11 protein-coding genes are annotated in these 14,058 nt (G+C 72.3%); 8 read left to right on the forward strand and 3 right to left on the reverse strand.

Going from position 1 to position 14,058, the window contains the following annotated elements; all coding sequences use genetic code 11:
• The 3 genes from HNR02_RS08325 (at position 1) to HNR02_RS08335 (ending at position 2,835) form a co-directional block, all read left to right on the forward strand.
• Entirely contained in the window at positions 1 to 540 is a 540-nt protein-coding gene (locus tag HNR02_RS08325) for a DUF3558 domain-containing protein (protein WP_312860947.1), read from the forward strand.
• Positions 541 to 578: 38 nt separating this feature from the next.
• Positions 579 to 1,103, forward strand: coding sequence for a DUF3558 domain-containing protein (locus HNR02_RS08330; RefSeq protein WP_218902721.1), 525 nt, complete (start codon positions 579 to 581; stop codon positions 1,101 to 1,103).
• Between the two features lie 106 nt (positions 1,104 to 1,209).
• Complete coding sequence (locus HNR02_RS08335; RefSeq protein ID WP_179772586.1) at positions 1,210 to 2,835, forward strand: hypothetical protein; 1,626 nt, start codon at positions 1,210 to 1,212, stop codon at positions 2,833 to 2,835.
• On the opposite strand, the gene HNR02_RS08340 is transcribed toward HNR02_RS08335, so the two are convergent.
• Positions 2,832 to 4,466 (reverse strand): hypothetical protein, encoded by a 1,635-nt coding sequence (locus HNR02_RS08340; protein ID WP_179772587.1) that lies wholly within the window; start codon positions 4,464 to 4,466, stop codon positions 2,832 to 2,834. The two genes, HNR02_RS08335 and HNR02_RS08340, sit on opposite strands and share 4 nt — an antisense overlap.
• Before the next feature lie 155 nt (positions 4,467 to 4,621).
• Here HNR02_RS08340 and HNR02_RS08345 point away from each other — a divergent pair, with 155 nt between their 5' ends.
• From HNR02_RS08345 to HNR02_RS08365, 5 genes are read left to right on the forward strand one after another with little or no spacing between them, the layout of a single operon-like run.
• The gene (locus HNR02_RS08345) at positions 4,622 to 5,857 is read left to right on the forward strand and encodes a hypothetical protein (protein ID WP_312860948.1); all 1,236 of its coding nucleotides are present in this window, start codon (positions 4,622 to 4,624) and stop codon (positions 5,855 to 5,857) included.
• 7 nt (positions 5,858 to 5,864) lie between these two features.
• The gene (locus tag HNR02_RS08350) at positions 5,865 to 7,928 is read left to right on the forward strand and encodes a class I SAM-dependent methyltransferase (protein WP_179772588.1); all 2,064 of its coding nucleotides are present in this window, start codon (positions 5,865 to 5,867) and stop codon (positions 7,926 to 7,928) included.
• Positions 7,925 to 9,808 (forward strand): glycosyltransferase family 4 protein, encoded by a 1,884-nt coding sequence (locus HNR02_RS08355; protein WP_179772589.1) that lies wholly within the window; start codon positions 7,925 to 7,927, stop codon positions 9,806 to 9,808. Before HNR02_RS08350 ends, HNR02_RS08355 begins: the two co-directional genes overlap by 4 nt.
• Positions 9,805 to 10,290: a hypothetical protein gene (locus HNR02_RS08360; RefSeq protein ID WP_179772590.1), complete on the forward strand. Its 486-nt coding sequence runs from the start codon at positions 9,805 to 9,807 to the stop codon at positions 10,288 to 10,290. Before HNR02_RS08355 ends, HNR02_RS08360 begins: the two co-directional genes overlap by 4 nt.
• On the forward strand, positions 10,287 to 12,086 hold the full coding sequence (locus tag HNR02_RS08365; RefSeq protein ID WP_179772591.1) for a glycosyltransferase family protein: 1,800 nt from the start codon (positions 10,287 to 10,289) through the stop codon (positions 12,084 to 12,086). Before HNR02_RS08360 ends, HNR02_RS08365 begins: the two co-directional genes overlap by 4 nt.
• Before the next feature lie 148 nt (positions 12,087 to 12,234).
• Here the strand turns inward: HNR02_RS08365 and HNR02_RS08370 are convergent, their stop codons facing one another.
• Both HNR02_RS08370 and HNR02_RS08375 read right to left on the reverse strand, forming a co-directional pair.
• Entirely contained in the window at positions 12,235 to 12,906 is a 672-nt protein-coding gene (locus tag HNR02_RS08370; RefSeq protein ID WP_179772592.1) for a response regulator, read from the reverse strand.
• A complete protein-coding gene (locus HNR02_RS08375; protein ID WP_179775789.1) occupies positions 12,903 to 13,955 on the reverse strand; it encodes a sensor histidine kinase in 1,053 nt (350 codons plus the stop codon). The genes HNR02_RS08370 and HNR02_RS08375 overlap by 4 nt, the downstream gene beginning before the upstream one ends.
• Positions 13,956 to 14,058 lie beyond the last annotated feature (103 nt).

Raw genomic sequence — 14,058 nt, forward strand, 5'->3', positions numbered from 1 at the left:
GTGATCACCAACCTCCGCCTCGCCCGGATCCTCGTGGGTGGCGCCTGCTTGCTGACGGTCGGAACCGCGTGCACCAGCGCGGTGTCCGGCACGCCTTCCGCGGCACCCACCACGCAGAACAGCACACCTACGGGATCCGATGTCTTCGCCGGTCTTGATGCCTGTCAGCTTTTGGACCAGCTCAATGCCGGACAGGGGTTCGCGCCGGGAGAGAACAAGAGCCGGCGAAACCAGTGCACCGCTTCGAAGCCGGGGTTCGCGACTTACGGCCTCGCGCTCGATTCCGTTCAAGGTCTCTCCGAGTTCGACGCGGCGAACGCGGGCGCCACGAGCATTTCGGTCAACGGACGTGACGGGATGCAGGCGGACATCCCGGTCGGCGGATGTGCAGTCGCGGTCGGTGTCGGTGTCGGTGTCGGTGAGCATGCTCGAGCGCTGGTGCTGGTAACCATGGAGCGTGCGAGCGAGGACGCACACGGTTGCCCGAACGCGAGGGCCTTCGCCGAAAAGGTGGAACCCCTGCTGCCCCAAGCCCGGTGACGGGAAACTCTCAGCGCCTTCAAGAACCAGGACTCCCCATGAGCATCGACCGCCGGATCACTCAGGCACTCGCGGCCGTTGCCGGTGTTGTTCTGGCTCTGAGCGCATGTACCAGCACGGTGGCCGGCACAGCCTCTCCTGCCCCCGGCGCGAGTTCCGACCCGACGACCTCGGACGTGTTCGCTGGTCTCGATGCGTGTCGAATCCTGGACCAGCTCAACGCCGGACAAGGGTTCAACCCCGGGGAGAACAAGAGCGCGCGAAATCAGTGCGTCGCGCTCAAGTCCGGTTTTGCGTCCTACGCGCTAGCACTGGACCCCGTCCAAGGACTCAGCGAATTCGCGGCCACCAACACGGACCCCCTCGCGATCTCGATCAACGGACGTGACGCCATGCAGGCGAACACACCCAGCGGCGGATGCGCGATCGCCATCGGGGTCGGAGAGCACGCTCGCGCACTGGTGGTGGCAACGATGGTCAGGTTCGAGGAGAACGCACAAGCGTGCCCCAACGCGAAAGCGTTCGCCGAGAGAGTCGAGCCCTTGCTTCCGCGGCTCCCGTGAGGGCCCGGTGACGGGCCGATCGGACACATCCACACCCATCCGGGGCTTGATCGCGCTATCTTTTCGGTGACGTCCCTACGCGCGCAAGTTTTCGAGGAGCCCCTGGATGAGCTGGCAGGATGAGCTGCGCCGTTTGGACGCCGATCTCGCGGGCGGCGCCATCACGCAGCACCAGCACCGCAAGATGCGGGACGAGCTGCTCGCGGCGGCGTCCGGTGGGGGCGCGGCTGCGCCGGTTTCCGTGCCGTTGTCTCGGGTCGAGGGGGCGCCGCAGCCGCAGGCCGGGGCCCAGCCGCAGTGGCAGAGCGCCAACCCCGCGAACCCGCCGAACCATCCGCAGTATCCGGCTCCGGGGGCGCCGGACGGGTCGGCCGGTGTCGTGGGCGGCCAGCAGGTTCCGTACCCGCAGGGGGCCTATCCGCAGCCCGGCATGCCCTACCCGCAGCAGCCCTATGGTGCTCCGCCGCAGTACGTGGCGGGGGCGCAGCCGCACGGCTTCGCCCCGCAGCAGTACGAGGCATCGCCGCCGCAACAGCACATCGCCGGAGCGCAACCGCAAGCCCACGAGACCAACCCGCAACCACACGAGGCCGGTCCGCAACAGCCGCAGGGCCAGGGATTCGTTCCGCAGGGGGACACCGCTGGGACGTCGCCGCAGGTCACCGCGCCTCCAGCGGAGCAGGCCGCCCCCGCGCAGGAGCAGACCACCGCGGCACAGGGACAGGCCACCTTCGCGCAGGAGCAGGCCGCCCCCACACAGGGACCGGCCACCACCGTGCAGGGGAGCGAGCCGCAAGTCGCCGCCACACCGCATGCCGGTGAAGCGCAGTCCGCGACCCCCCACGATCCACCGAGTCCGTTCGACACCGAGGGGCCCACGCAAAGCGTCTCCGCCACGCTGCTCGCCACCAGCAAACCGACCAGCGCCCCCAGCCCGGCCGACGAGCGCGCCACCGACTCGATGCGCTTCCCCTCGATCGAGGATGCCCCCACGGTCATCACCAACCCCGTGCCGCCGCCGTCCCGGCCACTGCCCGGCGTGAACCCGACGCACACCGGCCCCCTGCCCCAGCAGCAACCGCTTCCGTTCGACCCGGCGCCCCGCCTGCAGGCGCCGCCCAAGAACAAGAAGACCTGGCTCTTCGTCACGCTCGGGGTGGTCGTCGTGGTCGCCATGGTCGCCGCGGGCGTGTGGTTCCTGCGGGACACCGGCACCAGCGCCGCGGAAGACACCCCCACCACCTCGGCGCCCAGCTCCCCCGAGGCCGTCGAGGCGCGGCTGCCGACGCTGCCGGGCACGCCGAGCCCCAACAACGCCACCATGCCCGTCGATCAGGGCGTCGACCTCAAGCTGTACTCCCGCGAGGAAGGCCAGCTGATGAAGGACAACGGCGCCACCCAGGTCATCTTCCGCGGCTCGTCCCGGGGACCCGAGGGCTACCTCGTCCTCGTCGTCCCCGCAGGCTCCGCCGAGGACGCCGCCACCATCACCAAGGGCCTCTACGACCACTCGCTGACCGCGGGCCTCCAGACCATCCCGTCCGGCTCCACCGACGCCAAGACCGTCACCGGCAGCAATTCGGCAGGCCAGATGAGCGGCACCTGGTACACCTCGGGCAACTACGCGATCGCGATCTGGGTGTCCCAGGGCCTCGACGGCAACCCGGGCGCCATGACCGAACGCCTGAACCAGACCAAAACCACCCTCACCACCGCGCTGCCCCCGAACTAGGGAACCTGGCCCGGCCGCAACACCGGGCCACACTCCCCGGTCACCTCGTTCGCGCGCTCGACCTCGATCGCGGGCACGGTCTTGCGCGCGTAGGCCCGCACCCGCTCCAGATCGGAGCCGTCCAGCGCGTCCAGGCGCACCCAGTCGCCGTTGTGGCCGGTCCGGTCGAGCACGACCGCCGCGTACTCCAGCGCCAGGCGCGGGTCCGCGGTGATCCCGGTCAGCTCGCTCCACGGCACGTGCGTGTGGATGAACGTGGGCCTGACCTCGTCGAACACGTGATCCCGCAGCCCCCGGAAATCCCCCGCGGACACCAGATCGGCGATGCGGGCGTCCACCAGCCCGACCGAGTCGACCACCCGCAGCCTGCTCGTCAACGCGGTGCCGCCGACGTCGGGCAGCAGCACCGAACCGTCCCGCACGCCGATCACGTCGGCGTAGCCGTTGAACAACCGCCCGTACCGCTCGGTGATCTGACACAACGGCACGACCGGTCCGCTGGCGAAGCCGCGACCGGACTCCGCCAGCGCCGGCGCGCTCGGCACCGCCGCCGCCACCAGCACCACCGCGAGCACCGCCCGCCATCGCGCCGAAAGCGCCCGCATCACCTCGACCGCGCACAACGCCGCGACCAGCGCCACCATCGTCCACAACGGCGTCGCGAACCGGAATTCGCCGCCCGGCTCCGGGTTGAGCACGCAGTACGCCGCCAGCGCCAGCACCAGCGGCACCAGCCACCCGAGCAACGGCCGCCGCAACGCCGGGACCAGCACGAACGCGAGCACGACCGTCGCCAGCCCGGCCAGCACGACCGGCCACCCCAGGTACTCGACCGGTTCCGCGACCCGCGCCAGGTTCTCCAGCGACGGCGCCTGCTGGTTTTTCGCCACCGCCGTGTTCGGCACCCAGCGCCCGAACTCCGCGTACCGCCACAGCAGGTAGCCGCCGTAGGGCACCGCGAACGCCAGCACCGACAACCCTGCCGGCACCAGGCCACGCACGCGCCGCAGGAACATCAGCGCGACCAGTGGGTACGCGAGGACGAAGACCGCCCCGTCCGGCCTGGTCAGCGCCGCCACCGCGGCCAGCAGCCCGGCCACCAGCGCGACGCGGACGCCGTGCACCCGCCCGTCGGCGGCCGCGCGGAACAGCAGCGCCGCCAGCCACGCCACGACCAGCGCGTACAGCGGGTTCTCCAGCCCGGACAGGCACCAGATCACGAACGACGGGATCGCGGCGAGCAGCGCGCCCGCGAACGCCGTCACCAGCCACGCCCACCGTGTGACACGGCTCGCGGCGAACTGGCACGCCGCGAGGATCCCCGCGCAGCACAGCAACCCGAGCGCCTTGGGGAACAGGACGTAATCGGGCATTCCGAACACCGCGCCCGTGTCGAACAGGCCCAGCACCTTGCCCAGAACCAGCAGGACGAGCCACGCCGGGTTCGAAAAGCCCTCGACCGGTTCCGCACCGGGCTGGAGCACCGGGCCGAAACCGTCCACCAGGTCACGCGCGTAGGCGAAGGTGATCGCCGCGTCGTCGTTGATCCAGTTCCCGTAGGACCAGCCGTGCAGCCCGATCAGCGCCGTACCCCCGGCGATCGCGGCCACGGCAGGCCAGCGCACCGCCATCTGCCCCCCTCGTGATCACACCCACCCAGAGCAAGGTCACGAAATGACCCTGCACCGGCGATCAGCAGGGTAGGCGTGCACAATGTGCCTCGTCACCGTAGCGGTATCCGGCGGACGCGTTCCGCCTCTTCCAGAGCAGATTAGGGGGCTACCGGGTGTCCTGGCAGGAGGAGTTGCGCAAGCTGGACGAAGAGCTTGCTTCGGGACGTCTCTCCGCGGACGACTACCGCGTCCGCCGGGACCAGGTGCTCTCGTCCGCGGTGTCCTACAGCGGAGACGCACCCCAGCCGCAGCAGCCGCCGCAACCCCAGCAGCAGGCGCCCCAGCAGCAGGCGGAGCAGAACAACTCCGCCGACTCGACGCAGGTGATCGCGCCGGTCAGCCCGCCGCAGGGCACGCCGCAGCCGTCCCAGCAACAGCAGCAGAACTTCTCGGCCGAGCCCACGCAGGCGGTCAGCCCGAACTGGCAGGCCCGCCCGCCCGCGGACCCGGAGCGCACCCAGTACGTCGCCAACCCGTCTCCGCCGCAGGGTTTCCCGCAGGCGCCCGCCTCGCCGCCGCAGGGGTTCCCACAGTCCGGGCCGCAACCCCAGCAGCCGTGGAACGCGCCCGAGCCGGACGTGAGCCCGCCGTGGGGTGGCACCGAGTTCCCGCCGATCAGCCCGGCGTCGGGCAACGAGTGGGTCGCGCAGGGCCCGGAGGCGTTCGACGACCAGCCGTCCAAGGGCGGCAAGGGCAAGATCGCGTGGATCTCCGTCGCGGTCGTGGTGGTGCTCGTCGCCGCCGGGCTGGCGATCTTCCTGACCGCCGGTGGTGACGACGAGAACTCGGCGGGCCCCAGCACCAGCGAGAATCCCGCGCCGACCAGTGTCAACAGCAACGACCCGTACCAGCCGCTGCTGGACAAGATCCCGCCGACCGAGGGCACCCCGGACGGCCAGAGCGGTCTGCTGCCGACGAACCGGCTGGTCGACCTCGGGATCATGGACGCCGACGAGGCCACGCTGCTGACCACCCGCTCCGTGCAGGAGGTCGCGTGGCGTGGTTCGCAGCGCCAGCCGGACGCCAGCGGCCCCGGCAACGAGAAGATCTCGGTGACGGTCATCCCGCTGGACAGCTCCGCGACCGCGACCGCGCTGGCCGGTCAGCTGCGTCAGTACTACGTGCGCAACGGCCTGGTCCTGATCAGCGATCAGCTGCCGAACATCCCGTCGCAGGTGGTGTTCCACAAGCTGGTCGCCTCACCGGTCGTGTACCGGGGCACCTGGGTGTCGGGCAACAACCTGGTCCGCGTCAACGTGACGCAGGGCGACCTGGCCGACGAGGCCGCCCTTTCGGGTGCCTACCAGCGGACCATCCGCTCGTTGCTGCTGCCCTACCCCGCGGGCTGATCGTGGCATGACCGACCTGGCCGCCGGGATCATCCACCACGCCGCCGACCACACCGCGCTCTCCGACGAGCTGCACTTCGCGGCGCTGGGCCCGGCTGAGCGGGACCAGCTCGACCACGGCCGCGCCAACGTGCTGCGGGCGCTGCGGATCCCGGCGGACGCGCACGTGCTGGAGGTCGGGGCTGGTCACGGCGCGCTGACGCGGTACCTGGGCGAACAGACCGGACGGGTCGACGCGGTCGAACCGGTGCACACCGAGGTCGTGCGGGCGCGGACCGCGGACCTGCCCGGCGTGCGGGTGCTGGCCAGCGTGCCGGACCGGACCTACGACCTGGTCGTCGCCGATGACGCGGCGCACGCGGACCGCCTCAAGCCGGGCGGGGTCCTGATCCTCGCGGTGCCGAACCGGCTCGGCGTGAGCAGGCCGGGCGGTTCATCGCGGCGCCGGTGGGAGCGCGAGCTGACCGCCGCCGGGCTGACCGTCCACCAGGTGCTCGGCTGCCTGCCCGGCCACCGGGTCACGCGTGTCGTGTTCACCGGCGAGCTGCTGGAGCGGCATCCGCGGCTGGCGGTCGAGCTGTCCGGTCGCGACGAGCGCTGGACCGAACTGGTCGACGGCGGGCTCGGCCTGGACACCGCCGACGGGCTGTTGTTCCTCGCCTCGAACGGAAAACCGTCCACCGAGCTGTGGCCGGACGACGTGCTCGCCACCTACTTCAACACCGACCGCGCCGCCCGCTGGTGCACGCGCGCGGACGTGATCGGCGACGAGATCCGCCGCGCTCCCCTGCTGCCGCAGGCCACCGACACGGTCGTCGTGCGCGAGTGGACGGACGCCGTCGTCGACGCGCCGACGCTGCCCGAAGTGCTCATCGAGCAACCGTGGCGGGCCGCGGAGCTGCTGACCGCGTGGGCGGACCTCGTGCACGCGAACGTCTCGTGGGACCTCGTCCCGGCCAACGTGCTGGTGGCGGACCGGCTCACGGCGATCGACCTGGAGTGGGAGCGCGCCGGAACCACCGCGGACGAGGTGATCGACCGCGGTCTGCTGCTGCTCGCCGACCACCTGGCCCGGCACGGCTGGACCGGCGCCGCGCCCGGCACCAGCGTGCGGGACCTGGCCGCCTGGCTCGGTGTCCTGCTCGACCGGCCGACGAGCTTCGTCGACGCGGCCGCCGAGCGCGAGGCGGAGTTCCAGGCGATCCGCCGGTGCGGGATCACCACGGGTGCCGGTCTGGACCACGAGCGGGACGCGATGCGCCTGGCGTGGCGCCGCCGCCTCGCCGAGGACACCGGCGGCACGCGGGCCGGGCCGACCGAACTGGACGCCCAGGTCGCCCGCACGATGGCCCGCGTCGACCGGATCATCGCGCCGGGCGACTCGATGTTCCGCGGCAACACCGAGCATTACTTCGCCGTGGCCGGACAGGCGTTGCGGGCCTGCCTGCACGGGTTGCAGGCCGCGGGCCGTCCCGCGCCGCGCCGGGTGCTCGACTTCGGCTGCGGTTACGGCCGGGTGCTGCGCACCTTCCGCGCCGCGTTTCCCGCGGCCGAGTTGATCGCCTCCGACATCGAACTGGACGGCGTCGAACACTGCACGCGGTTCTTCGGCGCGATCGGGTTGCCCGCGTCGGTCCACATCGAGGAGATCCCGCAGGTCAGCGACATCGACCTGATCTGGTCCGGCTCCGTGCTGACCCACCTGGACGTCGACGCGTGGGACGCGCTGCTCGGCTACTTCGAGCGCGCGCTCGCGCCGGGCGGGGTCGCGGTCGTGACCACGCACGGGCGCCGCGTCGCGTGGCGGATGGGCAACGGCGGCGAGTACGGCCTGACCGAAGCCGACCACGAGCGCGTGCTGAGCGACTACCGTGCCCACGGGTTCGGCTACGCCGACTACCCCGGTCAGCCGGGGTACGGCATCTCGCTGAGCACGCCGGCGTGGGTGACCGGGCACGTCCTCACCCCGCGCTTACGCCTGGCCGGGTACATCGAGGCGGGGTGGGACGGCCACCAGGACGTGCTGATCCTGGTCAAGGACGCCGAAGAGACGTTGAAGGCGGGACGATGAACACAGCGGCCGGGTTGGTGCGGCCGGGACGACCGGTGGGGCACCTGTTCGAGCTGCGCGGCTGGGTCACCGCGGGCGAGACCGTGTCCGTCCACATCGGAGCGCAACAGGCCGAGGTGCGCCCCGCGCCGACCGGCACCGAGCCGCCGGGCACGACCGGTCTGCTGATCCGCACACCCGATCCGGTACCCACGGGGCGGCACGAGATCGTCGTCCGCGCCGCCAACGATGATGTGCTCACCAGCGCGACGGTCGAGGTCGGCCGCTACGGCGACGAAGAACCGCTGCGCCTGTACGAGATCGACACGCCGAAGCACGGCGACCACCCGCAGGGCGACCTCGTGTTCGCCCGCGGCTGGGTGCTGCTCGACTCGCGGGCGCCGTCGGTGGTCGAGATCCTGGTCGACGGCGCCGAGCCGGTCCGTGCCCGCACCCGGCTGCCGCGGCCGGACGTCGCCGACCACCTGCCGGACTTCCCGGACGCCGGGGTCAGCGGGTTCGAGGCGCGCGTGCCGGTCGACCTGCCCGCCGGTGCGGACCGTTCCCTGAGCGTGCGGGTGCGCGTGCGCGGGGAATCCTCCGGCGAGTGGATCTCCGAAGCGCGTGACGTCGTCCTGTCCAACCCGGCGGCCGAAGAGTCCGATGTGGAGCTGGCCGCGCACCTCGCCGAACACACGCGCAAGGCGCTCGCCCGGCCTCGCCCCGGCACCGATCCGCGACACGTGCTGGTGTTCACGCACAGCCTCGCGGTCGGCGGCGGGCAGCTGTGGCTGCAGGAGCTGCTGGACCGGCTCGCGACCCGGCACGGCTGGCGGATCACGGTCGTGACCCAGCTCGACGGCGAACTGCGCGAGGACTGCGAACGCCACGGCATCGAGGTGCACCTGACCTCGCCGTACCGTGTGCACGACGTCGCCTCCTACGAGGGCCACATCGCCGAGCTGGCCCAGTTCGCGCGCGGCACGGACGCCTCCGTGGCGCTGGTCAACACCCTCGGCGCGTTCCCGGCCGCGGACGCCGCGATCCGCGCCGGACTGCCGACCGCGTGGGTGCTGCACGAGAGCTTCGACCTCGCCGACTTCTCGTACCAGAACTGGGGTCCGGCCGGTTTGCTGCCGCCGGTGCGGGAACGCTGGGTGGGCACGCTGCGCGAGGCGGACCGGTTGCTGTTCGTCGCCGACGCGACCCGCGAGATGTTCCTGCCGTTCTCCACACCCGCCCGCTGCCGCACGATCCGGTACGGCACGCCGATGGTCGCGCACGGCGGTCAGGTGTCCGAACGCGACCGTCGCGCCGCGCGCCGGAAACTGGGGATCCCGGCGGACACCACGCTGTTGCTCAACGTCGGTGTGCTGGAGCCACGCAAGGGCCAGGGCCTGCTGATCAGCGCCATGGACCGGGTGCGGCGGCGGCATCCGGGGATCCGGCTGAGCATCGTCGGCCACCACCCGTCGCCGTACGGGCTGGCGCTGGGCGAGTTCACCGAGCGGACCGGGCTGGAGGACTGGGTCGATCTGGTGCCGATCCAGCGCGATCCGACGCCCTGGTTCGAGGCCGCCGACCTGTTCGTGAACAGCTCCGATGTGGAGTCGCTGCCGCGGTCGATCCTGGAAGCGGTGTGCTGCGGTCTGCCGGTCGTGGCCAGCGACGTGTTCGGCGCACGCGAAATGATCACCGACGGGCACAGCGGCTGGCTGTTCGAACCCAACGACGCCGACGCCCTGACCGTCGCGCTGCTGCGGGCGCTGGAAACCCCGGCGGACCGGCGGCGCGCGGTCGCCGCGAACGCCTACGAGAAGCTGCACGACTGGCTGGACCCGGCGACCTACGCCGCCGAGTACGCCGACGTGCTCACCGAGCTGGTGAAGGAGCGGGGATGACCGACGAGCTGCCGGGTGCGGTGCGAGCCGAGCTGACCCGGCTGCGGGCCGAGCGGGTCGCGTTCACCGAGGAGCGCGAACGCCTGCGCACCGAGCTGCGCGAGTCCGAACTGCAGGTCCGCGAGCTGACCGGGCACCGCGACCGCCTGGTCAAGGACCTCGACAAGCTCTCCGGTGTCATCGAGCGCGCCGAGCAGGCCGAAGCGCTGGCCGGTGACGTGCTGGTCGCCCGCGCCGAGCGCGATGCGCTGCGCACCGAGCTGGCCGAGACCCGCACCGAACGGGACCGGCTGCGGTTGCGGCTGCTGGACGCCGAGCTGCAGTTGTCGAGCGCGACCCCGGAGGCGCCGGTCGCCGAAACCGGCACGGTCGCCGCCGAGCAGCGCGCCGCCGAGCTGGCGCGGGAGCTGGAAGCGACGCGCGCGACGGTGAGCTGGCGGGTCACCGCTCCGCTGCGCGCCGTGCGGAAGCGGACTTCATGACCGTCCAGCTGTGCTTCGTGTCCGCGACCGGCGGGTCCGGCTTCATGGCCGAGCTGCTGGAAGTGGTCGCCGACGCGGTCCGGCGCGCCGGGTTCCGTGCCACCACGGCGACCGGCCGCTACCCGGACGCGGATTCCGGCACCGTCTACGTCGTCGTGCCGCACGAGTACTTCGTGGTAACACCGGAGGCCGACCAGCCCACCGAGGAGCAGCGCCGCCGCACCATCGCGTTCTGCGTCGAGCACCCGGGCACGGCGACGTTCGAGCGCAGCGCGTCCCTGCTGCCCGGACTGGCCGGTGCGGTCGACATCAACCACGATTCGACCGCCGAGCTGCGCCGCCGCGGTATCCCGGTCGAGCACTTCCAGCTCGGCTACAGCCCGCTGTGGGACGGCTGGGGCGGTGACCCGGACAGCGCACGCGAGATCGACGTGACCTACCTCGGCACGGCCGAGCGGCGCCGGTCGATGCTGCTCGCGTCCTACGCCCCGGACCTCGCCGACCTGCGGGTCCGGCTGCTCACCCCGCCGCACGAGCCGATGGGGCCGCGGCGCGTCGACTTCCTGCCGGGCCAGGCGAAGTTCGCGCACCTGGCGAACTCGCGGTTCCTGCTCAACCTGCACCGCGAGCGGTCGCGCGCGCTGGAGTGGGTGCGGGTGCTGGAGGCGCTGTGCAACGGCTGCGTCGTGCTGACCGAGTCATCGACCGACCTCGCGCCGCTGGTGTCCGGCACGCACCTGGTGGTGACGCGGCCGGAGTCGCTCGGCGCGGCCGCCGCCGCGCTGGCCGCGGACCCGCAGCGGGAACGCGAGCTGCGGATGGCCGGGTACGAGTTCGTCCGCACCGCGCTGGATCCCCTCGGGTCGGCGAAAACGCTGGTGGAGCTGGCCGAGCGGGTGCTGACGGCGGCGCCGGGCGTGCCGGAGAGCGCGCCACGCGCCGAGACGTCGACAGCGCCCGGACCGCAACCGATGGCGGTCGACACCCCGTCCTGGGACGTCCGGTTCGCCGGAACCCGGTCGCTCGGTGCCCCCTCGGAAAACCCGCCGCAGGCCACCCGGATGGGGCAGCAGACGGCGGACGCGCGTCGCACGTCCGGTGTCGAATGGCTGCCCTCGCCAGTACCGACGGTGTTCCCCGACGCCGAACGGGCGGAGGTGGACGTGCTGCTGGTCCGCCGTCCGGGCGAAGGCGATCCGGACCCGCTGGTACGGGACCTGCTCGCCGGAACCGTGCTGCCGCGCCGGATCCTCCTCGGCGAGGACGGCGTCGCGCCGCGCCCCGCTCCGCGACCGGCCGACCTGCTGCGCCACGAACTCCCGCTCGGCCGCGGCTACACGCGCAACCGGTTGCTGGCGCGGTCGTCGGCGCCGTGGCTGCTGGTGCTCGACGGCGGGATGCGGGCTTCGCGACGGCTGCTGGAACGGCTCGTCGCCGCGTCCGATGAGGCCGACGTCGTGCACTGCCCGGTCGCCGATCCGATCGAAGGGCTGGTCGCCGCGCTGCCCCCGGAGGAGCGCCGCCTGGCCGGGCTGCCCTACCTCGGCAGCGGGTACCTGGTGCGGCGTGAGGTGCTCGACTCGTTCGGCGGCTGGACCGAAGACCCGCTGGCCGACGACCTGGAGGACCACGTCTTCTGGCGGCGGCTCGCCTCCCGCCGCGGCCGCGCCGCGCTGGTCCAGCAGGTGCTGCTGAGCAGGCTGCGGCCCGACCCGGCGCCGCGTCCGGTGGACCTCGACCCGCACCGCGTCTGGTCGCTGACGCGCATCCTCGCCGGGGAGCCCACCAACGGGTGAGTTCGGCGTGTCACGCAACCTCCTCCCACCCTCGCGCGCCTACTGAGCACAGCATCGGGGGCGGGAAGGAGGCCCGGATGTGGGTGCAGATCGGCCTCGTCGGCCTGCTCGGCGTGGTGTTCCTGGTGCGGCTCGTGGTGGTCCTGCGTCACGATCGTGAACCGCGCGGCGTGACCAAGCCGGACTCGTAGGCCAATACCACGAGCTGGGCGCGGTCGCGGGCCCCGAGCTTCGTCATGATGCGGCTGACGTGCGTGCGCGCGGTGGCCGTGGAGATCACCAGCTGCGCGGCGATCTCGTCGTTGGACAACCCGCCCGCGACCAGGGCCAGCACCTCGCGTTCGCGGTCGGTGATCTGGCGGACGGCGGCGGCGTCGATCCGCCGGTTCTCCGGACGGCCGACGAACTCGCTGATCAGGCGCCTTGTCACGGTCGGCGCCAGCAGGGCCTCCCCGGCGGCGACCACCCGCAGCGCGCGGAGCAGCTCGACCGGCTCGGTGTCCTTGAGCAGGAATCCGCTGGCACCCGAACGCAGTGCCTGGAACACGTACTCGTCGACGTCGAAGGTGGTCAGCACCAGGACCTTCACATCCGCCAGCTCCGGATCGCCGGTGATCTCGCGGGTCGCGGTCAGGCCGTCGGTTCCCGGCATGCGGATGTCCATCACGACCACGTCCGGCCGGTGCTCGCGGGCCAGCGCAACCGCTTGCGCACCGTCGGATGCCTCCCCGCACACCTCGAAACCGTCCTCGGTCTCCAGCAGCACGCGGAACCCGGCGCGCACCAGCGCCTGGTCGTCGGCGAGCACGACCCGGATCATGACCCGTCCTCCAGGGGTAGTTCGGCGCGGACCTCGAACCCGCCGTCGACGGCGCGGGCTTCCGTCCGGCCACCGAGGGTGGTGGCGCGTTCCTGCATGCCACGCAGGCCGTTGCCGATGGTCGGATGGTCGGCGCCGCGGCCGTCGTCACGCACCACGAGCTGGAAGTGCCCGTCCCGCCGGGCGAAGCGGATGTCGACGGTGCGGGGCTGGTTGGCGTGGCGGACCACGTTGGTCAGCGACTCCTGCAGGATGCGGTAGGCCGCGCCGTCGACCGGCGCGGGCAGGTCGCCGGGCGTGCCGTGCACGCGGACGGTGAGGCCGGTGGCCCGGGTGTGGTCGAGCAGCTCGTCGAGTTGCCGCAGGCTCGGCGCGGGCCCGAGCCCTTGGCCGGAACGCAGGACGGTGACGGTGGCGCGGAGGTCGGCGAGCGCGGCGGCGCTGGCCTCCTTGATCGCCTGCAGCGCGGCGACGGCCTGGTCCGGCCGCCGGTCCGCGACGTGCACCGCGACGCCCGCCTGGACGTTGATCATGGCCAGGCTGTGGGCGACGACGTCGTGCACCTCGCGGGCGATGCGCAGGCGTTCCTGTTCGGCCAGCCGCGACTGCCGCTCCGCCGCTTCCTGCCGCACGGCCTGCCTCGCCGCGGCCCGGTTGCGGACGGCGGTCCCGGTACCGACGACGGCGACGAGCCACACCGTCAGCAGCCCCGCGCGCGCGTCGAGGACAAATGTGCCGCCGGTCGCCAGGTGCACGACCAGGGCCAGCAGCACCATGACCGCACCGGTGACCCCCGCGACGAGCGGTCCCCGGCGGCGGGTGAGCACGAACAACGCGACGGTCGGCAGGACCATCGCCGGACCGCTCGGCTGGCCCGACGTGTAGTAGGCCCAGGTCACGCCCGCCGTGACGACGAAGACCGGCAGCGGCACCCGCCGGGCGGCGGACAACGGCAGCGCCGCACCCGCGAGCCACAGGTAGCCGGGCAGATCGAGCGGATTCCCCTGGCCACGGCCCGCCGCCGTGGTCACCCCGAGCACGAACACCATCGGGACGAGGGTGAGCACCACGTCCGCGAGGGAGGGCCACCTGCCGGGAGCACGCACGACCACGAAGCTACGTCAGACGGCGGGCCACCGCGTCCGTCGAAAA

This window comes from Amycolatopsis endophytica (assembly GCF_013410405.1).
GTDB classification, from domain to species: Bacteria; Actinomycetota; Actinomycetes; order Mycobacteriales; family Pseudonocardiaceae; genus Amycolatopsis_E; species Amycolatopsis_E endophytica.